Source organism: Candidatus Uhrbacteria bacterium, from assembly GCA_016187485.1.
GTDB lineage: Bacteria > Patescibacteriota > Patescibacteriia > UBA9934 > UBA10169 > JACPJO01.
The window spans coordinates 108061-129960 of sequence record JACPJO010000004.1 but is presented as its reverse complement, the minus strand read 5'-3'; the positions used below and the strand labels follow the sequence as shown (position 1 = coordinate 129960).

Genomic DNA, 21900 nt, shown 5'->3' with positions numbered 1-21900 from the left:
TATGACGTCCAAGCTCATGATTATCGGTGCGGGACCGGCGGGCTGGACGGCGGCGCTGTATGCCACGCGTGCGGAAATTCCCACGGTCTTATTTGAGGGGCCGCAGCCGGGCGGACAACTCACTATTACTTCTGAAGTAGAAAATTACCCCGGGTTTCCGGGTGGTATCATGGGGCCCGAACTCATGGAGCAGTTCAAACAGCAAGCGGTTCGATTTGGCACGAAGGTAATTTCTGAACAGGTCACGGCGGTGGATTTTTCCAAGCGACCGTTTGCCATCTCCACGGCAAAAGAGACACATGAAGCGGAAGCGGTAATTGTGGCCACGGGTGCTTCAGCCATGTGGCTCGGTATTCCCGGAGAAGAGCGATTGATGGGAAAGGGTGTTTCGGCCTGCGCGACATGCGACGGGTTTTTCTTTAAAGGCAAGGATGTGGTTGTGATTGGCGGGGGAGATTCGGCGGCGGAAGAATCCACATTTCTCACGAAATTCGTCAACAAGGCATATGTATTAGTGCGTAAAGAGGAGATGAAAGCAAGCAAGATCATGCAGCAGAGGGTATTCTCCAACCCGAAGATTCAGGTGTTGTTCAACACAGAGGCGCAAGAAGTTCTTGGAGAGGACCACGTAACGGGCGTGCGGATCATGAACAGTCAAACGAAGGAGATCTCCGAGCTTGGCGTACAGGGATATTTTGCGGCGATTGGGCACAAGCCGAATACCGAGTTGTTCCGGGGCCAACTTGAACTCGATGTGAAGGGGTATCTTGTGCACAAACCGGATTCAAGTGCTACGGCGATTCCGGGTGTGTTTGTGGCAGGGGATGTCTCGGATCACGTCTATCGCCAGGCAGTGACTGCCGCCGGTATGGGCTGCATGGCGGCGATGGATGTGGAACGGTGGCTGTCGGCTCAGGAGGAATAGTATCTTCCTATTGTCTTCACTACACTCTCTATGTCTGCATTTGAAACTGCCCTTACACAACTTGACCGTGCCGCATCTCTCACGCATCTTCCTCATGACGTGCTTGAGCGTCTACGCCACCCCGACCGGGAGATCATGGTTTCCATCCCGGTGCGTATGGATGACGGCACGCTACGAATGTTTACGGGTTTTCGCGTAGAGCACAACAACGCTCGCGGTCCTTACAAAGGAGGGATTCGCTATCACGAACAAGTAGAGATCAACGAAGTGCGGGCGCTCTCTCTTTGGATGACGATGAAGTGCGCCGTCGCAGGGATTCCGATGGGTGGGGGCAAAGGAGGCGTAACGGTGAACCCCAAAACGTTATCCAAAGGAGAACTTGAACGTTTGTCGCGTGGGTGGGTGCGCGCCCTGGCCGATGTGCTCGGACCTCGCAAGGATGTTCCGGCGCCCGACGTGAACACGACGCCGGAGATCATGGCGTGGATGTCGGACGAGTTTGGAAAAATCACGGGGGACATGAGCGGAGCAGTGATCACGGGTAAACCGATTGAGCACGGCGGATCGGAGGGACGTGGAACGTCCACTGCGCAAGGCGGGTTTTATGTGTTTGAAGAATTGCGCGGGCGTTTGAGTTTGCCGGAGCACTGTCGCGTAGCTATTCAAGGGTTTGGAAATGCAGGACTCCACGCCGCGTATCTCTGGACGCAAGCGGGACACACGCTTACTGCGGCGTCTGACTCCAAAGGAGCAATCTACAAAGCAGACGGGATTGATCCGGCAGATCTTGAGGCGCACAAGAAAACCACGGAATCCGTCACGGGCTTTGCGGGGTCGCAGACCATCTCAAACGCGGAACTTCTCACAAGCGATTGCGACGTGCTGATTCCCGCGGCGCTTGAAAATCAAATCACAAAGGACAACGCGGCGGCGATACGGGCGAGCGTCATCTTTGAGCTTGCGAACGGCCCCACGAATGTGGAGGCGGATGACATCCTGTTTGCCCGCGGGATCCCGGTGGTTCCGGATATTTTGGCGAACTCCGGCGGCGTCACTGGATCGTATTTCGAGTGGGAACAAAACTTACAAGGAGAGCACTGGAGCGAAGTGGACGTTTTTGCAAAATTAGAACCGCTTATGCGCGAGCAGGCTCGTGCCGTTTTTGATCGTGCGACAGCGGCGAAGACGGACCTCCGCCGAGGAGCATTCATTTTGGCGCTTGAGCGACTGGCCGAGGCTATGGAATAGGACTTATCCCCATCAAGGGTCTGACCCTTAATAGGGATAAGTTTGAATTTAAATGGAAAGACCACCGAGGGGTGGTCGAGACCGGTGACAAGAGCGGGAGGGTCTGGCTAGGGGGTCGGACCCTGCTCGACGCGGAGCCGGTTGCGCAGGAGGTGCGGGGGGACGGGGAAGCGGAGCCAGTCGCAGATCTGCGCGAGGAGCGCATCGTGGATCTCGTCGAAGGAGCTCCCACTGCGGACCCCATCGGTGTCCATGACCCAGAGCGCGCCGTCGCGGACGACGATGGAGAAGCTGACGCGCCGTTCCTCCCGAGAGGAGATATCGAGCATCTCCAGACCCGCGGCCACCTCTCGTACGTTGCAGTTGCGGGTGATGTAGAGGGTGATCGCGTTGGCGGAGAGGCGCGACACTGCGAGCCCCATGTTGCGGGGGTCTTGGTTGTGGATCCCGCGCAGGAAGGTCACGAGATGCGTGGTGAGCAGTTGGGACAGGCGCCGGAAGTCGTGCCAGGCAGCCTCCGATTCGAGACGGGTGATTCCGATCCGGTTGGCCTCGGTGGAGAGGTTGGGGTCGGGTCGCACAGACATGGCAAGGTCCTCCATCCAAGCACCGGCTTGGAATAAGGGGAACCTAGCAGGAAATTTTGATTTTTGCAAGCGACGAAGCCTCTCATTTGCTCTCTAAGTCATCATGCCCGCTTTCTCTCTAAGTGATCACTAAGTGAGGATAAGTGGGGTTGACTGAAAATATCTCTAAAGTAAGAACAAAAAGTCCTCTCGCCTGATCTTTCTCTCTAAGTGATCACTAAGAGACATGTAACAAAATGGAAAAACCGGCGGGGGCCGGTTTGGAAGAAAGGACATTGCCGCTGTGGCGGCTAGATCATGGGGGCCAGAGCCTCCAAACGGAGGAACTCGGCGGGGTTGAGGGTGGGTGGGCCGCTCACGTGCAGGATGATGCTGCCGGGGACGCGGTCGGGGTTCGACCATTCCGGTTCGGGTGCCCGGGGCGGCGCGTCTTGGCTCTCCACTCGCGGTAGCGTCAGTCGGTCTTTCTCGTCTGCGTGCATGGCGGTCTCCTCTATGGCACTTGTTGCCGTTCACTGTCGGGAAGTTCGGTCACCTTCGCCGTGTAGGTGAAGGTGACGGGCACGGCCTCCTCGGGGTCCTTCGGAACGTCGCGGACCACGTGAGTCGCTTCACCTTCCAACGTGTACTCGGTACGGGTTGAGAACTTCTCTATCCGTGGGAAGAGGATCTTGTCGTGGGTGACCTTCGTGATCTTCGCAGGAGCCGTGATCTTGAGCCCCTGGCGAAGCTCTTCGACGGGCACGATCACCTGGAAAAACGGCTTGTCCACGGCAACCTGCTGGTTGGCAATCTGCACCAGGTACGACGTGGCGCACATCGCGCGCGGCGGCAGCGTCTTGCCGGTGAGGCCGTCCACGCGTCTGACGTTGCCGTCCTGTTCGGGCGGTTCTCCGCCCACGGCGCTCTGGTCCACCACCACCTGGGGGTTCGGGTCGTCCGGGCACGCGCCTACCGTGACGATGCTACTGCCCTCCGACTCGAGCTTGATGGCGACGAATGCCGTTTCGCCTTCGTACCCAGGCCGCAGGGAGACGACATGGAGTCCTTCGAGAGGGCTATCCCACTCCGGAGTGTTCACGTCGACGGGAACCGGCTCCACCACCGCCTCGGGCGGCGGGGTGGGCTCCCTGCTTGCCGCGGGCCCGATGTCCTCGAAACGGAGGTCGGTGGCCACGACGAACCACACGCTGGTCGCCACGAGGGCGATTCCCACGACGATGATGAGTGCCTTCAGGCTAGCTTCGTCCTTTTGATGGGGCATGGCCCCTCCACATGTATCCGGGGCGTGATTGCCACGGACGCCATAGGATAGCGTGGTTTTTTCATCGGGTCAAGGTTATACTTAGGGCCTATGACTTCGCACATCGCTCAAGTTTTTGACTACAATCCCGTCCGTATCGTGAAGGGGAAAGGGTCGTTTCTGTGGGATAAGAAAGGGAAGAAGTATCTCGATCTCGTCGGCGGGTGGTGTGTGGCGACCGTCGGCTGGGCGCATCCGGGGATGGCGAGAGCGATCGCGGCGCAAGGACGTCGGGGCCTTTACATTCCGGCGCTATTCCACGACGACGATCAGGAAGTGTTTGCGAAGGAACTCTGCCGTATGGCTCCGGGGAAGATGAACCGTGCCATTCGCTGTACGAGCGGTTCGGAAGCGGTGGAGTTCGCCATCAAGTGCGCACGCGCCGCGACGGGAAAACAAACAGTCGTCTCTATTGGCGACACCTGGCACGGGCACACCTACGGAGCGGCCTCGCTCGGGTACGCGTGGCAGAGAACGATGGCGCCACGTCTGCCGGGATTTGTCTCGCTTCCGCTTCCAAAGACGGACGATGAGGCGCGCAAGGTCGTAAAGCAATTTGAAAAACTCTGCCGACGCCGCAACATCGCCGCGTTCATGAGCGAGCCGATTTGGACAAACGCCGGTTGCTTCATTCCTCCCGCTGATTTTTATCCCGCCATCGAGAGAGTCTGTCGCAAGCACGGTGTGCTTCTTGTCATGGACGAGGTGGCCACAGGGGTGGGACGTACCGGAAAAATGTTTGCAAGCGAGTGGTGGGGAATTGAGCCCGACATTATCTGTCTTGGAAAATCATTTACGGGCGGATACGCTACGATGGCGGCAACACTTGTCACCGAACGTGTGTGGCGACGCGCCAGGGGTATTCCCGTCTATGCGACGTTTGGGTGGCTCGCGCAGGATTTGGCGGCGGTGCGAGAAAATGTTCGGCTTATCCGGGATGAGAGGCTTGTTGAAAATTCTCGCCGCGTTGGCGCCGAGCTTCTCAAACTTCTCGAGCCCCTGAAGGCGCTCAAGCAGGTGAAGGAGGTACGTGGCATCGGCATGGTCTTCGCCATCGAGTTCAAGCGTCCCATCGCACCCCTCATCTTTTTACGCTGTGTGCGTCGAGGAGCGCTCGTCGCGTTTTCCGATTCTCGCACGCTCTTCTTCTCCCCACCGCTCTCCCTCTCTTCAAGCGAAGCTCGCCAGGCAGCGCGCATCCTCCACGACGCAGTGAACGCCCTGGCGCTTTAGCTTCTTCTGGTCGCTGGCCCCCGGTCTCTGGTCCCTGCTATACTTTCTCCGTTATGCCCTACAATCACCGAGAGATTGAACCGAAATGGCAAAAAAGATGGGAGAAGAATCATGCGGGAGAAGTGACAGAGGAAAAAAGGAAACGCGAGGATGCGCGGTATCACTTGGTTATGTTTCCGTATCCTTCGGGAGCGGGACTCCATGTGGGGCATGTGGAATCCTACACCGGCGTGGATATCATGACGCGCAAAGCGCGGATGGAGGGGAAGCACGTGCTCTTTCCCATCGGGTTTGATGCTTTCGGTTTACCGGCAGAAAACTATGCCATCAAATCCGGTACTCATCCTGCAGAGACGACAAAGGCGGCGATAGAGAATTTCACGCGGCAAATGAAATCTGTCGGCCTCTCCTTTGACTGGTCGCGCACTCTCTCCACGGCCGATCCCGCTTATTACAAATGGACGCAATGGATTTTTTTGAAACTGTATGAAGCGGGCTTGGCGTACAAAGCAAAGGCGCCGGTGAATTGGTGTGAGTCGTGCCACACGGTGCTTGCGAACGAGCAGGTTGTAGACGGGAGGTGTGATCGTTGCCACAACCCTGTTGTGCAAAAGGAACTCGAGCAGTGGTTCTTCCGCATCACAAAGTACGCCGAGGAGTTGCTGGCTGGTCTCGAACATCTTGATTGGCCGGAGCGGTTGAAGGCCATGCAGAGGAATTGGATTGGCAGAAGCGAGGGCGTCGAGATTGATTTTCTTCTGGTAGCTGGCAACCGGCAGCCGGCAGCTGTCCGTGTGTTCACCACGCGTCCTGACACCATCTTTGGGGCGACGTATCTTGTGTTGGCGCCCGAGCATCCGCTTGTGGGAGAACTTACAACAAGTGCGCGCGAAGAGGAGGTGGAAGCTTACAAAAAATCTGCTGCTAAAAAAACCGCGCTCGAACGCGCCGAACTTTCTCGCGAGAAGACCGGCGTGTTTACGGGGTCCTATGCCATCAATCCGGCAACAGGGGAGAACATTCCCATATGGATTGCCGATTATGTCCTCGCGTCCTATGGAGTGGGCGCTATCATGGCTGTTCCTGCACACGACGAACGTGACCGCGCTTTTGCCGAGATCTACAACCTTCCCATCAAAAATATTGTTCCAGAAGAGAATAACTTTGGAACTAAGAAAACGACGTACCGTCTACGCGACTGGCTTGTGTCGCGTCAGCGCTTTTGGGGCGCGCCCATTCCGATTGTCTACGATCCAGAGGGCCAGCCACACCCCGTGAAAGAAAAACATTTGCCGCTTCTGCTTCCCACCGATGTGGATTTTCGACCCACGGGCGAATCTCCCATTGCGCGATCAGAGGAGTACGCCAAGCGTGCGGAGAAGCTGTATGGCAAGGGGTGGCGTTTTGAAGTCGATACGATGGACACGTTCGTGGACTCCAGTTGGTATTTCTTGCGGTATGTCGATCCGACGAATGAAAAGAAGTTTGCCGATGCGAAGTCTCTGGACTATTGGTGCCCGGTGGATCTATACGTAGGCGGGGTCGAGCATGCGGTGCTGCATCTCCTTTATGCGCGGTTCTTCTGCTACGCGCTCAAGGACCTCGGTATTATTTCTTTTGACGAGCCGTTTTTGAAACTGCGCAACCAAGGTATGATTCTCGGTCCCGATGGGGCGAAGATGAGCAAGTCGCGCGGCAACGTCATCAATCCCGACGAGGTGGTTGCAGCGTTCGGTGCCGATACGCTGCGGATGTATGAGATGTTCATGGGGCCGTTTGAAGAGGCGAAGCCGTGGGACACGAATGGGGTGCTCGGTGTGCGACGATTTCTAGATCGGGTGTGGAGGGTGAGCGAGGAGGTTGGAGATGTTGGAAAGGCTGGAAAAGTTGAAAAGGTTGGGGAGGTTGAGCGGGAAATTCACAAAACGATAAAAAAAGTGAGTGAAGACACGGACGCCATGCGGTTTAACACCGCGATTGCGCAGATGATGATTTGTGCCAATGCGATGCAGGATGGGGTGCGCCGGGAATCTTTCGAGATGTTTGTGAAAATCCTGGCTCCCTATGCGCCGCACCTTGCAGAAGAGATTTGGGAGAAGCTCGGACACTCGGTCTCTATCTTTGATGGTGTATGGCCGTCGTATGATCCCGCGCTTGCACAAGATGTCACCGTTGAGTTCGCGGTACAGGTAAATGGAAAACTGCGTGCGACCATCTCTCTTTCCAAAGACACGAGTCAAGCGGATGTGGAAACGCAGGCTCGCAGGCAGGTGGGCGGGCATCTTGCTGATAGGAAGGTGGCACGCGTCGTATTTGTTCCCGGCCGGCTCATTAACTTTGTCGTTTTGTCCACAAAAGAGGATTGACAAAAGCAGTTTTTCGTGATGGAATGACAGCACAGTACAAACTCCCCAATGCTGAAATGGCTGGGGAGTTTGTCTTTTCAAGGGACTGTGGTAGCGTTTCTGCCTTATGGACATCACCATTATCGGAACGGGCTATGTAGGACTTGTCACGGGCGCAGCTCTGGCTTCGCTTGGCAATCGCGTGGTGTGTTTTGATACGGATATGGGCAAAGTTACGGCTCTTCAGAGCGGCCGCATGCCATTCTTTGAACCTGGACTTTCGGAGCTGGTGAGGTCAGCCGTGGCAAACGAGCATCTCCTATTTACCACCGACCTCTCGCAGGCACTTCGTGACGCCAGTTTTGTTTTTCTGTGTGTTGGAACGCCGCCCAAAGAAAACGGGAGTGCGGATCTCTCTGCGATCGAAACGGCCGCGCGCGCCATCGGGCTTGCTCTGAACCACGACATCTACCTTGTGACCAAGAGTACCGTGCCGGTGGGGACGAACCGTCATCTGCGCGCCATTGTGGAGGAAGCGCTTGAGGAAGTGGGCCGGAGTGCGAAGCAAGTGCATGTCACGGTACTGTCGAATCCGGAGTTTCTCCGCGAGGGGACAGCGGTCGAGGATTTTATGAAACCGGACCGTATTGTGGTGGGTGCTGACGAACAGTGGGGAGCCGATATTCTTCTTCAACTCTACGCGCCGTTTGAGTGCTCGAAGATTGTGGTATCGCTCGAGTCGGCAGAACTCGCAAAGTATGCTGCCAATGCGTTTCTCGCCACGAAAATCTCCTTTGTAAATGAAATTGCCGAAGTTGCCGAGCGTACAGGAGCCGATATCCGCGAGATCGTGCAATGCATCGGACAGGATCCGCGTATCGGGAGCGCCTTTTTGCGCGCCGGGATCGGTTATGGAGGATCGTGCTTTCCTAAAGACGTGAGCGCGCTTGCACAGATCGCGGGGAGTTCCGGTGTGGACTTTCGCCTACTTGCGGCGACGATCGAGGTGAACCGTCGCCAGCGCGAACGCTTTGTTGCGCGCGTGCGAGAAACGCTTGGAGAACTCACCGGAAAGACGTTGGCCGTATGGGGATTGGCGTTTAAGGCAAACACAGATGATGTCCGTGAGTCTGCATCTGTGGACATCATTGCGCGTCTCTATGCCGAGGGAGCGGACGTGGTCGTCTTTGATCCACAGGCCATGCCCCATGCCGAGCGCGTGCTTGGGGCATCGGTCTCTTACGCATCTTCGCCGCTTGAAGCGGTGGCCGGAGTTGAGGCGCTGTGCATTCTCACGGAGTGGCCGATGTTCCGCGCTGTCTCCCTCGAACGTCTCGCGACACTTATGCGCGGCAAAGATATTTTTGACGGTCGAAACTTACTTGCAGATATGAACATGACCCCCTATGGTCTTCGCTATCATGGGGTGGGACTTGGAGGAGTGGCTCAAACGGAAGAGTAATCAATTTGCCTGCGTGTTTGCGGGAGTTCCGTTTGGGGTGGCGATCGCCTCCTTTGTTATCTCACCAACGACAATCCTTGTTGGCCTTTCTGTCTTGTTGTGTGCGGCAGGGTTGCGCATGAAATGGCGCGCCGCGCTTTGCCTTATTTCTTTTGTGGGGTTTTTGTGGGGTGGATTTCTCCGATTTGAAATTCTCTCGCAGACTTCCCCTCCGGCATTCCCCAAAGAACGTATTGTTCTGTCTGGGTGGGTGGGGAGTCTTCCCACGGTGCGCGGTTCCTCGCAGCGTTTTACGTTTGCGAGCGATGCGTATGGAGAGGTTCTTGCCTATGTACCGCGTTCTCCTCGTCTTGTGGGCGGGGAACGGCTCTCTATCTCTTGCCGTATCGAACGGCCAGAACCGTTTGACGGTTTTGCCTACGATCGTTTTCTTGCGGTGCGGGGCATCTATGGGATCTGTCGTACGTTTGAAGAACCGGCGCGGTTTGCCGGATCTCGTCTGCTTTCGCCCGTCCAGCGCGTGCAGCTTGCGGTACGAAATCACGCGGCGACTATTCTACACGAGCCTTACGCCTCCCTTCTTCTTGGATTTCTCACAGGGGAGGATTTGCTCCCAGCTCCCATCGAGGAGGCGTTTCGTCGTGCTGGATTGGCCCATCTTGTGGTGGCAAGCGGGCAGAACGTTGCGCTCCTTTCCTCATTCGCGTTCTCTCTTTTTATATCGTTTTTCCTCTCACGAAAAAAGGCGACGGCTCTTACGGTGCTTGTTCTTCTCGGGTATGTATTTCTTGCCGGTGCGGAGGCGCCGATTATTCGCGCCACGGTGATGGGAGCGATTGTTCTGTTTGGCTGTGCCGGCGGACGAAGTGCTTCGACGCGTAATGTTCTCTTATTTGCTCTCACGCTCATGCTTCTTCTTGAACCGAGGCTTTTGCGTGACGACCTCGGTTTCCAACTCTCCTTTGCTTCGGTGACTGGCCTCCTGTTGTTTGAAGAGAAGCTCAACGGGCTTCTTTCTTGGGTCCCAGCGACGGGTGGGCTGCGAAGCGCACTTGCAAGCTCACTGGCCGCCATTCTTGCCACGGCCCCCATTTTGGCGTTCTCCTCTACAACGTTTTCGCTTGTGGCACCGCTGGCCAACCTGTTTGTCTTGCCTGTCCTCCCGTTTGTCATGGGACTCGGACTTGGAGTGCTTGGACTCTCGTTTGTTTCTGTCTTTCTTGCGCGAGCCTTGGCGTTGCCCCTGGTGGGTGGCCTTTCCTATATCCTCGAACTTTCAGGCCATTTTGCGCGTTTGCCGTTTGCCTCATTCACTCCTCGTGAGCACCCGCTTGCCTTGCTGGCGATCCTTCTTGGGAGCGCCTTCTCCATCCGTTTTCTCTTGCGCCGCATTTTTTCTGGGACAACGTCTCGCACAACGTACCCAGTCTTCGCGCTTGCGGGCCTGTTCCTGGTTCTTTCTCTGCCAAGTCTCTGGCGGGCTATCCCGCATCATGATCTGCGGGTCTTCTCCCTCTCCATTGGGCAAGGAGACGCCACGCTTCTTGAGTTTCCGAACGGTGCGCGTTGGCTTGTGGATGCCGGACCTGACAATACGGTGCTCTGGAAAGTAGGACAGATCCTGCCGTGGTTTGATCGCCACATTGATACGCTTGTGCTCACGCATGCCGATGCGGATCACGTAACGGGTGCCGAGGAGCTTGTGCGTCGCTACGACATTGAGCGCATCCTTCTCCCAGAGATCGATCGTACCTCTCCCACGATACGGGCTCTTAAGCAGGATGTCCCGGAGCGTCTGCATGTCGTCACGGCGCCAGAAACATTTACCGAATCATCCGTTGTGCTCGATCTCCTCTCTCCCTCACCGGACCGTCTCCGTGCCGCAAAGGATCGCAATGACGCGTCGCTCGTGCTTCGCCTGACCTATGGAGAGACGACGCTCCTCCTCACGGGAGATATTTCTTCCCCTGTTGAGGTATCGCTTGTGGATCGCCTGGGACATATAGACGTGCTAAAGACCGCACATCATGGAAGTAAGACCTCTACTTCTGCCGGACTTCTTGGGGCGACGACGCCGACGGCGGCGATTATTTCTGCTGGCGAGAATAATCGGTATGGACACCCGCATGCGTCGGTGCTTGAGCGGCTTAAAAGATTTCGGGTGCAGGTTTTTCGTACCGACACCGACGGAGACATTTTTGTAAAATCAAAAGGTGAGGAACCGATCCTCACCACCCATGCGTTATCTTTTTGAGGTTTGCTGACAGGATCCGCCTAAAACATCATCTCTTCTTCTCCTCGAGAGTATGTATAGATGTGGTCTCCACTTCCGAACCAATGGGCGATTTCGTGCGCCGCCTCTTCGGCCGTTTCACTGGCGTGCACGATGTTATGCACCGGACGCTTTTCTTTGTTTGCCGCAGCGGCAGAGTCTACCGAGTAGTCTCCGCGAATAGTTCCCATCTCGGCGGCATAGGGCATTGTGGGACCTGAAATTTTCCGTACCATGTCCACGGCGTGAACGCCCTCTATGACCATGCGCACCATAGGCGCGCTCACCATAAACTGGATGAGCCACCCGCGCACCATCTTTCCAAGTTCCAAATCATCTTTCGTTCCCATGTCTGTCATCACATCAAACCCGTACTTTTCGTACGTCGCCAGCGTCTTTTGTCCCAAGCGGCGAATCCACGCTTCTTCTTTGGGATAGTGGTTATCTACTTGCTCCAGGGTCGCCTGGAACATTTCGAGGGCGACGATTTTGAGGCCGCGCTGTTCAAGCCGGCGAATGATCTCGCCCGTGAGGCCGCGCTTCACACCATCGGGCTTTACCATGAGGAATGTACGCTCTTGTTTTGGATGTTGGCTAGACATAAGAAGAATTTGGCCAAAATAATATACAAATCTCTGTGGAAAAGCAAGCCTTGACGCATTCTCGTGTTCTGATAACCTAAATACAGATATGACAGCTTGCATGGGCACAAAGGCATTTAAGCTCTACACGAACATTGCGTTTGTTGCCTTTGATTATGCAGACGAGCGGGCTCATGGGTAAGCTATCTTTAAAAGAGACCATGAAGCCGCGCTCGGAGTAGAGCGCGGTTTTTGATGAAAATGTTCCGAAGACGGTGCATGCGGTGCATCGTCTCCGGAGCACGTTTTCCCTCGTGTCGTGATTCAAGGCCCGGCTTGAATCATAAGGGAGAGAGTTTCATGCCTGATAGCACGGTGGTGGTGGCCGACGACCCGCACTTCGACGCCCTCACGAAGATGCTCGAAAAGCGCCTGAAGGTTCAGGTGCACTTCCTGCTCGACAGTGAGGCGTTCGCCGGAGTGGAGGTGACGGCCATCTACAGCAAGCCGCTCGGACGGGGCTGGGTGGTGGAGGAGAGCCCGGAAGATGCGCCCGAGTGGGCGCGCGGGGCCAAGCGCCGCATCGCCGTGAACGCGTGGCGCTTCGAGGAGCCCAAGGGCCTCTACCAGAACTTGCGCCGCGTCCTCGGTCTCGAGCGCGTGCGCGCCAACACCGGCACGTACGCCGTCATTCGCCGCGGCACCCGCCGTGCGGCCAACAGCGGTCGCCACTGGGGCGCCTGCTCCGTCTAGCTATCGGGGAGCTCGACCCGTAGCATTCTGGCCTATTCGTACCTTCTTTCTGCTCGACCAGCCTCGGCTGGTCTTTCGTTTGTGCATAATCTGTGGATACAGGTGGGATAACCACGGAGTATTTTTCCTTGCGTCTCACGACAAATCCATATTTGAGTGATACACTCTTAAGTGACTTCAGAGGAACCGCGGGCACACTTTCAAACCATTTTGTCCGATACCCTCTCTTCGAGGAGAGAGGGCTGGTCACGCGGGTAAGGGCCATGTAAACAACGTGAAGACGGCTTCGGCTGTCAGAGACGTCCGTTCACATACCGTCCTCCGAAAGGTGGATTCAATGCCCGTGCAATCTCTGGGGTCGCCATGCAACGTCGCTTTGACTTTACGACAAGGGAAGTCAAACGCGACGTTGTTTGTTTTCCGTGTTTTTATTGACAGATTGCTTGGTCGCGCTAGAGTTGACTGTTGTATGAAGATTCTTTTGATTCAATCCCGTGTTGAGCCGGAGATGCGCGCTCACGAACGCGCGTGCATCACAGAGTGCCTCGGTCTCCCTCCTTCGGATATTCACGGTATAGATAGTCACAAAACAACTTTGGAAGATATTCGTCTCTCTGGAGTAGATGCGATCATCCTCGGAGCGACGGGAAAAACGTGCATTCTGCGCGAATCACGAGAACGCGTTGAGTCTTTTTCGTGTTTCGCGCATGAAGCGCGCCGCCGCCGTATCCCCATGCTTGGTATCAATTTTGGCGCGCACATTTTGACGATTGCCTTTGGAGGATCCGTCTCGCATGATGAAGAGCACCGGGAGGTCGGCTCCTACACCGTCCGAAAATGCGTGGCCGCGGCACAGGACCCGATCTTCCGACACCTTCCTGACACTTTTGTTGTCCAATTGGCGCATGTGGATCGCATGGAACGTCCGCCGGAGGAAGCCGCCGTTTTGCTTTCTTCTGACGGGTGTTCCACGATGGCCTGGAGTTTTCCGGGCGAGGGGATTTACGCGTTGGAGTTTCAGGCGGAGTCTGATAAAGATGATCTCGCCGCGCGTTTGATTGGGTACCATGAGACGTATGCCGGTGCGCCCGGTGAGCTTGAGTACGTTATGCTTCGCCTCCGGCCCTCGCCTGAGGCGTCTCGTGTCCTGCCGCTTTTTCTCTCTGAGGTGGTAAAGAAACAGCAACCGATGAACGTGTAGAATTACGTGTCCGAAACCGTCCGTTTCTGGTATGCTGGTGACCAATCTATGGAATTATTTCGTGTCGAGGGAGGCCAGCCGGTCAAAGGGAGCGTGGAGGTCTCCGGGGCAAAAAATGCCGCATCAAAGATGATGATCGCTTCTCTCCTCACTGAAGAGTCTGTTGTGCTCGAGAATGTTCCGCGGCATCGAGAGACGACGATCACGCAGGAAATTGTGGAATCGGTCGGTGCGCGTGCCCTGTGGCAGGACCACACGCTCTCTCTTGAGACGCGTTCCGTGCCAAGCGGGGAAGTGCGCGGACTTTCCGCGAAGAACCGGATAAGCATTTTAGCTATCGCGCCGCTCCTGCACAGGGTAGGGGAAGCGTTTGTTCCCGTTGTTGATGGCGATCGTATTGGGAAGCGGCCGGTGCAGTGGCATATCGAAGCGTTGCGCGCGATGGGTGCGGAAGTGGAAGAGCGTCCCGACGGGTATAGGGCGCGTGCCCCGCGCCCGCTTCAAGGTGCGCTCATCGACCTACCTTATCCTTCGGTGGGGGCAACGGAGACCGGTATTCTTGCCGGTGTTTTGGCGAAAGGCCGCACGGTTATTCGCAACGCGGCGGTGGAGCCGGAGATTCTAGAACTCATCAAAATGTTGCAGAAGATGGGGGCGATTATCGAAGTGGGCGCCGGGCGTGTCGTGGAGATCGTCGGCGTGGAGCGGCTCGGCGGATGTGTCATGAAGGTTATGCCCGACCCGCTCGAAGCAGCGAGTTTTGCTTGCATTGCGCTTGCGACGAAAGGGGATGTGTTTGTGAAGGGTGCGGTGCACGAACACCTTATGACTTTTTTAAACACCGTGCGTCGTATCGGCGGATTGTTCGATATTCGCGAGGACGGTATTCGTTTTTGGACGGAGCGGCCTCTTTCGAGCATTAAACTTGAGACGGATACGTATCCGGGATTTCGCACCGATTGGCAAGCGCCGTTTGCCGTGGTGCTCACGCAGGCGACGGGGACATCCATTGTGCACGAAACCGTCTACGAATCGCGCTTTGGGTATACAGAAACACTGAACCGCATGGGAGCGGATGTGACCTTATTCTCGAATTGTCTTGGGGAAATTTCTTGCCGCTTTCGTGGAGGGAACAGTAAGCACTCGGCCGTAATTAATGGTCCCACCGCTCTGCGGGCGGACGAGATCCAGATTCCTGATATTCGTGCCGGACTTGCATTTGTTGTGGCGGCACTGGTGGCGGAAGGGACGTCGATCCTCCGCGGCGTGGAGCATCTGGACCGCGGCTATGAACGACTGGAAGAAAAGTTGCTGGATATTGGCGTGCGTCTGACACGCGAATCGGTGTCGTAAGATATGATATTTTCTTGGCTTCTTCGTGAGCCGCTTCTTGCCATCCTTTGGCTTGTGGCGATTGTGCTTTCTCTTACCGTGCATGAGTTTTCTCACGCGCTCTCTGCTAAGTGGCTTGGGGATCAAACGGCCGAGCGTGACGGGCGACTGACACTCAACCCCCTCGCGCATCTCGACCTTGTCGGGTTTTTCGCCATGATGTTTCTTGGTTTTGGATGGGCCAAGCCTGTCCCGTACAACCCCTACAATCTTCGCGCTCCCGTTCGCGACGGAGTCGTCATTGGTTTGGCGGGGCCTTTCGCCAATATTCTTTTAGCCTTTGTAAGCGCGCTTACTCTACGCAGTCTTGCCCCTGCCGCAACAGAGACGCTCCTGACTCCCTTTCTTCTTTTTCTCCTCATCTTGAATTTGTCTCTGGCGCTCTTTAATCTCATCCCCATTCACCCACTGGATGGGAGTAAGATTCTTCTTGCGCTTACCAGCCACCCACGCCATGCGCATCTCCACACATGGCTTCTCACACGCGGCCCACAAATTCTTTTCCTTCTCATATTCCTTTCGCTTCTCACTCCGCTCAATCCCTTCCAGTTTCTTTCTCGTTGGGTCTTTTCTCTCTGTGGCGTTCTTGTGGGCGATGCCTGTTTCTTTGGCTAGAGGACGCATTGACGCCTTTTTCATCCTTTGCTACAGTTCCGGCACTTTTTATGCCAACTGTCCAACAACTCATCCGAAAAGGCCGCAAGAGCCCAAAGAGCAAATCCAAGTCGCCGGCGACGCAATACCGTTACGACTCGCTGCACCGCAAGCGTACAAATCTTCCCAGCCCCTTTAAGCGCGGGGTGTGTGTGAAGGTGACGACCATGACGCCAAAGAAACCAAACTCCGCTATTCGCAAAATCGCGCGCGTTCGTCTTTCGAACGGCACGGAGGTGACGGCTTACATTCCGGGTGAAGGACACAATTTGCAAGAACACTCCATCGTGCTGGTGCGCGGCGGACGCGTGAAAGACTTGCCGGGTGTGCGTTATCACTTGGTGCGCGGTGTGTACGATGCGCAAGGAGTGGAGGGACGCAACCGCGGGCGCTCGCGCTACGGATCGAAGAAGCCCAAAGCCAAAACCAAAAAGTAATATTTAACTTTTATTGATCCGGAGACTCGCAGTACCCTCATCACGCGGGGAAGAAACGAGCTCCGAACCCTTTATGCGTGGCAAACAAGCCCCCAAACGTCTCATCGCCCCTGACCCGAAGTTCCAAAACGTGTCGGTGGCGAAGTTTATTAATTACGTCATGAACGATGGCAAGAAAACCATTGCACAGGACGTCATGTACAAGGCGCTCGATCTTATTGAGCAAAAATCCAAGAAGAATCCCGTCGAAGTTTTCGAGCAGGCCATGAAGCAAGTCTCTCCCTCACTTGAAGTGAAGTCGCGCCGCGTGGGCGGGGCGAATTACCAAGTGCCAATTCCTGTGCGCGGCGAACGCCGTTTTACGCTTGCGGCGCGCTGGATTTTGCTTGCCGCGCGTTCGAAAAAAGGCCGTCCCATGTATCAAAAGTTGGCGGATGAGTTGCTTGCAGCCGCGAACAGCGAAGGGGAAGCCTTCAAGAAAAAGGAAGACGTTCAACGTATGGCCGAGTCCAACCGCGCCTTCGCGCACTTTGCTCGCTAACTTCCTCTATGTCACGCGAATATTCTCTTGAGCAAACTCGTAACTTCGGCATTATTGCGCACATTGATGCCGGGAAAACCACGACAACCGAGCGCGTGCTTTTCTACACGGGGAAGAAGCATAAGATTGGGGAAGTGCATGAAGGGGAAGCGACGATGGACTGGATGGAACAGGAACGTGAGCGCGGCATCACCATCACGGCTGCCGCAACAACCTGTTTTTGGAAAGGGTGTCGCTACAACATTATTGATACTCCCGGTCACGTAGACTTTACCGTAGAAGTGGAGCGGTCGCTGCGCGTGCTTGACGGCGGCGTTACCGTGTTTGACGGAGTGGCAGGTGTGGAATCGCAGTCGGAAACGGTGTGGCGCCAAGCAGATAAGTACTCTGTACCGCGCGTGTGTTTCATCAACAAGCTTGATCGTACCGGTGCGGATTTTTACAAAGACGTTGCGTCCATTCACGCGCGCCTTACCAAAAAGGCTCGACCGATTCAACTTCCTATCGGCACTGAGGACAATTTCCAGGGTGTGGTGGATCTTATCCTCATGCGTGCTTTCACGTTTACCGATGATCTGGGAAAAGATATTGAGGAACAGGATATTCCCAGTGACTTGAAGGAACAGGCGCAGAAGTATCGGAGCGAACTTCTGGAGACGATCGTGGAGACGGACGAGGCTCTCATGACGCGCTACCTCGCGGGCGAGGAGCTTTCGGTAGACGAGATTCGTTTGGCGCTTCGTAAGGCAACCATCGCGCGCGATGTCTTTCCGATTCTCTGCGGCTCTGCGCTCAAGAATAAGGGGGTTCAACAGCTGCTTGATGCCGTCAACTATTATCTGCCCTCACCGCTTGATATTCCTCCGGTCAAAGGATTTCATCCGGACGATCCCGAAAAAGAAGAAGTGCGTCAGGCAAGTGACAGCGAGCCTTTTGCTGCCCTTGCCTTTAAAGTTGCCGCGGACCCTTTCATCGGAAAGCTTGTGTTCTTCCGCGTGTATTCCGGCAACCTGAAGGCGGGGTCATACGTGTACAATACCTCCACTGGGGACAAAGAACGGATTGGGCGCATTGTGCGTCTTCACGCAAATCACCGTGAGGAAGTGCAAGATGTGTATGCCGGAGAAATTGCGGCGGCCGTGGGATTGCGCGGCACGACGACGGGGAACACGCTGTGCGACCCGGATCACCCCATCGTACTTGAGTCCATCACGTTTCCCGATCCTGTTATTTCTGTCGCCATCGAACCAAAAACAAAAGCCGATCAGGAAAAAATGGGTATGGCGCTTGCAAAACTTGCGGAAGAAGACCCGACATTCCACGTCGCGTCCGATGAAGAATCTGGACAGACTATCATTAAAGGAATGGGCGAGCTTCACTTGGAGATCATTATTGATCGCATGAAGCGCGAGTACAAAGTAGAGGCTGACGTCGGGCGCCCGCAAGTGGCGTACCGCGAGACGATTCGCCTCGAGGCGGAAGGAGAAGGAAAATTTATCCGCCAAACAGGGGGAAAGGGGCAGTATGGCCATGCGCGCGTGCGTGTGGAGCCCAACCAGGGAAAAGGATTTGAGTTCTTGAACGAAATCAAGGGCGGTGTCATTCCCAAAGAGTTCATCAACCCTATTGAAAAGGGCATTATCGAAGCGGCCGAGCGCGGCGTAGTAGCTGGGTATCCCGTGCTGGACTTTCGTATTCACTTGTATGACGGGTCTTACCATGAAGTGGACTCATCTGAAGCAGCCTTTAAGATTGCCGGCTCGCTTGCCTTTCAAGATGCAGCCAAACGTGCCAAGCCCGTGCTCCTTGAGCCTGTCATGAAAGTGGAAGTCATCACCCCGGAAGAATTTATGGGAACGGTGGTGGGAGATTTGAACTCCAAACGGGGACAAATCCAGGAGATGTCGGACCGGATGGAAGCGAAAGTCATTCGCGCATTTGTGCCGCTTGCCGAAATGTTCGGCTATGCCACAACGGTGCGCTCGCTCACACAAGGCCGTGCGTCCTACACGATGGAGTTCGATCACTACGACGAAGTGCCGCCGAATATCGCCCAAACGATTGTCGAATCACGACAAGGAACTGCGCGTCGCGCTTAATCTATGGACGCCTCTCTCAAACGCCTGCTCTCTCTTGCAAGAAAAACAGGCCATCCGCTTATCGTCATGGGGGAGGAGGAGTCGTTTGTTCTGTTGAGTCCCGAACGCTACGAGACGCTCGTGGATGGAAAAGGTGAGCTGCCCAAAGAGCAACCGCGTCCTGCCGAGAAGCCGCCGAAGCCAGAGATAAGGAAGGAGCCGGAACCTCCTCTCCCGCCTCCCCCGCCAGACCTCGAGTCCGAAACCCAGTTTTATCTTGAGCCGGTAGAATAGGGGTGGCCTCTTGCAAGGAATCTGACCTGTGTTATACTGGCGCCACATTATTGTAAACTCACTTAATTTTAATCATTGGCGCTCCTCTGGGGTCGCTCAATAAAGCCAAATTATGGCCGGAACGTTTGAACGAACAAAACCGCACGTAAACGTGGGTACCATTGGACACGTGGACCATGGAAAAACGACGCTTACGGCGGCCATCCTTGCCGTGGCCAGTTCGCATGGTCTTATAGCTCAGAAGAAGGGCGTGGACGATCTGGACAAAGCTCCAGAGTCCAAGTCTCGTGGAATTACCATTGCCACCGCGCATACGGAGTATGAAACGACGGCACGCCACTACGCCCACGTGGATTGTCCCGGACATGCTGACTACGTAAAGAACATGATCACAGGAGCAGCCCAGATGGACGGCGCTGTTTTGGTAGTCTCTGCCGCCGACGGTCCCATGCCGCAAACGCGTGAGCACATTCTTCTAGCGCGCCAGGTGGGCGTGCCGCGCATTGTCGTGTTCTTGAACAAGGTAGACACCGTGGATGATCCGGAACTCATCGATTTGGTCGAGGAAGAAATTCGCGACCTTTTGAAGAAATACGAATTCCCCGGCGACGAAACGCCCATCATCCGCGGCTCCGCTTTGAAGGCGCTTCAGAACCCCACGGACGAAGCGGCCGCCAAACCGGTTCTTGATCTCTTAAAGACGCTCGACGAATACATCCCCGAGCCTGTACGTGAGACGGATCGTCCGTTCCTCATGCCGGTGGAAGATGTTTTCTCGATTGAAGGTCGTGGCACCGTGGTGACGGGCCGCATCGAGCGCGGTATCGTGAAGGTGGGTGAGGAAGGTGAATTGGTTGGGCTACGCGAAGAAACCATGAAGACTGTCGTGACAGGAATTGAAATGTTTAACAAGACGCTCGACGAGGGTCGCGCAGGGGATAACGCCGGCGTGCTCCTTCGCGGTGTTAAAAAGGAAGAGGTGGAACGTGGTATGGTGCTTGCGAAGCCTGGTTCGGTGACGCCCCACACGGAATTTGAGGCCGAGATCTACGCCCTCACGAAAGAGGAAGGGGGACGCCACAAGCCATTCTTCAAGGGGTATAAGCCGCAGTTCTACATTCGTACGACCGATGTGACGGGAGAGATTGAACTTCCTGCCGGAACGGAGATGGTGATGCCCGGAGACACGGTGAACTGCCAAGTGAAACTCATCATCCCGGTTGCTCTTGAAGAGAAGCAGCGCTTCGCCATTCGTGAAGGAGGACACACAGTGGGAGCGGGGGTCATTGTAAAAATAAGTAAATAACCTGCGTGATCAGCGGGCGACGGGGAGCGGGAACCGCTCTCTCCGCCCGCCGATGACGGGAATCGTTCTTCTGTGTCCAAAGACGTTGATCAAAAGTCTGCCGAAGCCGGAAAACAGCGGATCCGCATCAAGATCCGTGCCTATGATCATAAGATCATAGATCAGGCGACGGGAACCATAATAAAAGCGGCCGAACGCTCGGATGCTTTGGTGGTAGGTCCTATTCCGCTTCCTACCGAGAAGCGGAAATACACGACAAACCGGTCAACATTTGTGCACAAGGACAGTCGTGAGCAGTACGAGATCCGTATTCACAAGCGACTGGTAGATATATTGAGTCCCACCGAGCGCACGATGGACGCGCTTATGAGTCTCAATCTTCCTGCCGGGGTGGATGTAGAGATCAAAATGTAGTGTCGCCCTACAAAAAATTTTGTACGGGCTTGGTCGAGAGTCAGATACTCTTGAGAACCGTGAAGAAAGTTCGCGCGATGTCAGATAATCCCCTGCGATAACCTTCATGCGCTTCCCCCAAGAGTACATACGTTCAACGTTTCATTCAAACAACATTCTCCAGACGTGTAAGTGTGTCGCGTATTGGAAACTAGAAGTTTGTCTACGGCATAGGACGTATCCAAACTTCTGGTTTTTCTATACCGTATGAAATTCCTCATTGGCAAAAAATTGGGCATGTCGCAGATCTTCACAGACGATGGTGTTGTGGTGCCTGTCACCTATATCGAGGCGGGGCCGTGCGTCGTGACCGATGTTCGCACGGAAGATAAGGATGGCTACAATGCGGTCCAGATTGGATTTGGAACGACGCGCACGATTAACAAACCGCAAGAAGCTCGCGCGAAACAATTGGGGCCGGTGCGTCTCACGCGTGAGGCTCGCGTGGTTTCTGTGGACGGCGTGAAGACGGGTGATATCTGGACTGTCGGGGAGTTTACCGTGGGGGATGTCGTTGATGTTACGGGAACATCCAAAGGCCGTGGCTTTGCTGGAGTAGTGAAGCGACATGGGTTTCACGGGCACAACACCACGCACGGTACCAAAGACCAAGTTCGCAAATCTGGATCCGTGGGTGCGCAAGGGCCGCAACGCGTGTTCAAAGATATGCGTATGGCGGGGCACATGGGGGATGAGCGTGTCACCGTGAAAAACTTGAAAGTCGTCTCTATTGACCCCGAGCGTAACACGCTGGCTATTCGCGGCGCGATTCCCGGAGCACGAGGCGGCGTTTTGTTTATTCGAGCCAACGTGACAGGGTCTGTGTGGAACTAAT

Annotated in this window: 20 protein-coding genes; 17 read left to right on the top strand and 3 right to left on the bottom strand. The window is 55.4% G+C overall.

Annotated features, from left to right (window positions below):
* The first annotated feature begins 1 nt into the window (after position 1).
* Positions 2–925, top strand: a complete 924-nt coding sequence (gene trxB, locus HYW18_02045; protein ID MBI2484910.1) for a thioredoxin-disulfide reductase — start codon at positions 2–4, stop codon at positions 923–925.
* 30 nt (positions 926–955) lie between these two features.
* The gene (locus HYW18_02040; protein ID MBI2484909.1) at positions 956–2173 is read left to right on the top strand and encodes a Glu/Leu/Phe/Val dehydrogenase; all 1218 of its coding nucleotides are present in this window, start codon (positions 956–958) and stop codon (positions 2171–2173) included.
* A gap of 107 nt (positions 2174–2280) precedes the next feature.
* On the opposite strand, the gene HYW18_02035 is transcribed toward HYW18_02040, so the two are convergent.
* Complete coding sequence (locus tag HYW18_02035) at positions 2281–2775, bottom strand: hypothetical protein (protein ID MBI2484908.1); 495 nt, start codon at positions 2773–2775, stop codon at positions 2281–2283.
* Between the two features lie 478 nt (positions 2776–3253).
* Positions 3254–4024 (bottom strand): hypothetical protein, encoded by a 771-nt coding sequence (locus HYW18_02030; GenBank protein MBI2484907.1) that lies wholly within the window; start codon positions 4022–4024, stop codon positions 3254–3256.
* Positions 4025–4114: 90 nt separating this feature from the next.
* Here HYW18_02030 and HYW18_02025 point away from each other — a divergent pair, with 90 nt between their 5' ends.
* The 4 genes from HYW18_02025 (at position 4115) to HYW18_02010 (ending at position 11357) form a co-directional block, all read left to right on the top strand.
* The gene (locus HYW18_02025; GenBank protein MBI2484906.1) at positions 4115–5296 is read left to right on the top strand and encodes an aspartate aminotransferase family protein; all 1182 of its coding nucleotides are present in this window, start codon (positions 4115–4117) and stop codon (positions 5294–5296) included.
* 53 nt (positions 5297–5349) lie between these two features.
* A complete protein-coding gene (locus HYW18_02020; GenBank protein MBI2484905.1) occupies positions 5350–7662 on the top strand; it encodes a leucine--tRNA ligase in 2313 nt (770 codons plus the stop codon).
* Between the two features lie 106 nt (positions 7663–7768).
* Positions 7769–9103, top strand: coding sequence for a UDP-glucose/GDP-mannose dehydrogenase family protein (locus HYW18_02015; protein MBI2484904.1), 1335 nt, complete (start codon positions 7769–7771; stop codon positions 9101–9103).
* Positions 9048–11357, top strand: coding sequence for a DNA internalization-related competence protein ComEC/Rec2 (locus HYW18_02010; protein ID MBI2484903.1), 2310 nt, complete (start codon positions 9048–9050; stop codon positions 11355–11357). The genes HYW18_02015 and HYW18_02010 overlap by 56 nt, the downstream gene beginning before the upstream one ends.
* A gap of 20 nt (positions 11358–11377) precedes the next feature.
* Here the strand turns inward: HYW18_02010 and HYW18_02005 are convergent, their stop codons facing one another.
* On the bottom strand, positions 11378–11977 hold the full coding sequence (locus tag HYW18_02005; GenBank protein ID MBI2484902.1) for a nucleoside-diphosphate kinase: 600 nt from the start codon (positions 11975–11977) through the stop codon (positions 11378–11380).
* 339 nt (positions 11978–12316) lie between these two features.
* Between HYW18_02005 and HYW18_02000 the strand changes: the two genes are divergently transcribed.
* From HYW18_02000 to rplC, 11 genes are all read left to right on the top strand, one after another.
* Positions 12317–12709 (top strand): hypothetical protein, encoded by a 393-nt coding sequence (locus HYW18_02000; protein MBI2484901.1) that lies wholly within the window; start codon positions 12317–12319, stop codon positions 12707–12709.
* Between the two features lie 469 nt (positions 12710–13178).
* Positions 13179–13910, top strand: a complete 732-nt coding sequence (locus tag HYW18_01995) for a hypothetical protein (GenBank protein ID MBI2484900.1) — start codon at positions 13179–13181, stop codon at positions 13908–13910.
* Between the two features lie 48 nt (positions 13911–13958).
* Positions 13959–15263 carry a UDP-N-acetylglucosamine 1-carboxyvinyltransferase gene (gene murA / locus HYW18_01990; protein ID MBI2484899.1) on the top strand — a complete coding sequence of 435 codons (1305 nt, stop codon included), beginning with the start codon at positions 13959–13961 and terminating at the stop codon, positions 15261–15263.
* A 3-nt stretch (positions 15264–15266) separates the two neighbouring features.
* Positions 15267–15917, top strand: coding sequence for a site-2 protease family protein (locus HYW18_01985; GenBank protein MBI2484898.1), 651 nt, complete (start codon positions 15267–15269; stop codon positions 15915–15917).
* 50 nt (positions 15918–15967) lie between these two features.
* Positions 15968–16393, top strand: a complete 426-nt coding sequence (gene rpsL, locus HYW18_01980) for a 30S ribosomal protein S12 (GenBank protein MBI2484897.1) — start codon at positions 15968–15970, stop codon at positions 16391–16393.
* 73 nt (positions 16394–16466) lie between these two features.
* The gene (rpsG, locus tag HYW18_01975) at positions 16467–16934 is read left to right on the top strand and encodes a 30S ribosomal protein S7 (GenBank protein ID MBI2484896.1); all 468 of its coding nucleotides are present in this window, start codon (positions 16467–16469) and stop codon (positions 16932–16934) included.
* Between the two features lie 8 nt (positions 16935–16942).
* On the top strand, positions 16943–19033 hold the full coding sequence (fusA, locus tag HYW18_01970) for an elongation factor G (GenBank protein ID MBI2484895.1): 2091 nt from the start codon (positions 16943–16945) through the stop codon (positions 19031–19033).
* A 3-nt stretch (positions 19034–19036) separates the two neighbouring features.
* Positions 19037–19306: a hypothetical protein gene (locus tag HYW18_01965; protein ID MBI2484894.1), complete on the top strand. Its 270-nt coding sequence runs from the start codon at positions 19037–19039 to the stop codon at positions 19304–19306.
* Positions 19307–19418: 112 nt separating this feature from the next.
* Positions 19419–20612, top strand: a complete 1194-nt coding sequence (gene tuf / locus HYW18_01960; protein MBI2484893.1) for an elongation factor Tu — start codon at positions 19419–19421, stop codon at positions 20610–20612.
* Between the two features lie 72 nt (positions 20613–20684).
* Positions 20685–21026, top strand: coding sequence for a 30S ribosomal protein S10 (gene rpsJ / locus HYW18_01955; protein ID MBI2484892.1), 342 nt, complete (start codon positions 20685–20687; stop codon positions 21024–21026).
* 246 nt (positions 21027–21272) lie between these two features.
* Positions 21273–21899 carry a 50S ribosomal protein L3 gene (gene rplC, locus HYW18_01950; GenBank protein MBI2484891.1) on the top strand — a complete coding sequence of 209 codons (627 nt, stop codon included), beginning with the start codon at positions 21273–21275 and terminating at the stop codon, positions 21897–21899.
* Position 21900: the final 1 nt, after the last annotated feature.

What these genes read in the sequence shown, in the direction of transcription:
- trxB (MBI2484910.1), top strand. Translation starts at nt 2, where the DNA reads ATGACGTCCAAGCTCATGATTATCGGTGCGGGACCGGCGGGCTGGACG.
- HYW18_02040 (MBI2484909.1), top strand. Translation starts at nt 956, where the DNA reads ATGTCTGCATTTGAAACTGCCCTTACACAACTTGACCGTGCCGCATCT.
- HYW18_02035 (MBI2484908.1), bottom strand. Translation starts at nt 2,775, where the DNA reads ATGGAGGACCTTGCCATGTCTGTGCGACCCGACCCCAACCTCTCCACC.
- HYW18_02030 (MBI2484907.1), bottom strand. Translation starts at nt 4,024, where the DNA reads ATGCCCCATCAAAAGGACGAAGCTAGCCTGAAGGCACTCATCATCGTC.
- HYW18_02025 (MBI2484906.1), top strand. Translation starts at nt 4,115, where the DNA reads ATGACTTCGCACATCGCTCAAGTTTTTGACTACAATCCCGTCCGTATC.
- HYW18_02020 (MBI2484905.1), top strand. Translation starts at nt 5,350, where the DNA reads ATGCCCTACAATCACCGAGAGATTGAACCGAAATGGCAAAAAAGATGG.
- HYW18_02015 (MBI2484904.1), top strand. Translation starts at nt 7,769, where the DNA reads ATGGACATCACCATTATCGGAACGGGCTATGTAGGACTTGTCACGGGC.
- HYW18_02010 (MBI2484903.1), top strand. Translation starts at nt 9,048, where the DNA reads ATGGTCTTCGCTATCATGGGGTGGGACTTGGAGGAGTGGCTCAAACGG.
- HYW18_02005 (MBI2484902.1), bottom strand. Translation starts at nt 11,977, where the DNA reads ATGTCTAGCCAACATCCAAAACAAGAGCGTACATTCCTCATGGTAAAG.
- HYW18_02000 (MBI2484901.1), top strand. Translation starts at nt 12,317, where the DNA reads ATGCCTGATAGCACGGTGGTGGTGGCCGACGACCCGCACTTCGACGCC.
- HYW18_01995 (MBI2484900.1), top strand. Translation starts at nt 13,179, where the DNA reads ATGAAGATTCTTTTGATTCAATCCCGTGTTGAGCCGGAGATGCGCGCT.
- murA (MBI2484899.1), top strand. Translation starts at nt 13,959, where the DNA reads ATGGAATTATTTCGTGTCGAGGGAGGCCAGCCGGTCAAAGGGAGCGTG.
- HYW18_01985 (MBI2484898.1), top strand. Translation starts at nt 15,267, where the DNA reads ATGATATTTTCTTGGCTTCTTCGTGAGCCGCTTCTTGCCATCCTTTGG.
- rpsL (MBI2484897.1), top strand. Translation starts at nt 15,968, where the DNA reads ATGCCAACTGTCCAACAACTCATCCGAAAAGGCCGCAAGAGCCCAAAG.
- rpsG (MBI2484896.1), top strand. Translation starts at nt 16,467, where the DNA reads ATGCGTGGCAAACAAGCCCCCAAACGTCTCATCGCCCCTGACCCGAAG.
- fusA (MBI2484895.1), top strand. Translation starts at nt 16,943, where the DNA reads ATGTCACGCGAATATTCTCTTGAGCAAACTCGTAACTTCGGCATTATT.
- HYW18_01965 (MBI2484894.1), top strand. Translation starts at nt 19,037, where the DNA reads ATGGACGCCTCTCTCAAACGCCTGCTCTCTCTTGCAAGAAAAACAGGC.
- tuf (MBI2484893.1), top strand. Translation starts at nt 19,419, where the DNA reads ATGGCCGGAACGTTTGAACGAACAAAACCGCACGTAAACGTGGGTACC.
- rplC (MBI2484891.1), top strand. Translation starts at nt 21,273, where the DNA reads ATGAAATTCCTCATTGGCAAAAAATTGGGCATGTCGCAGATCTTCACA.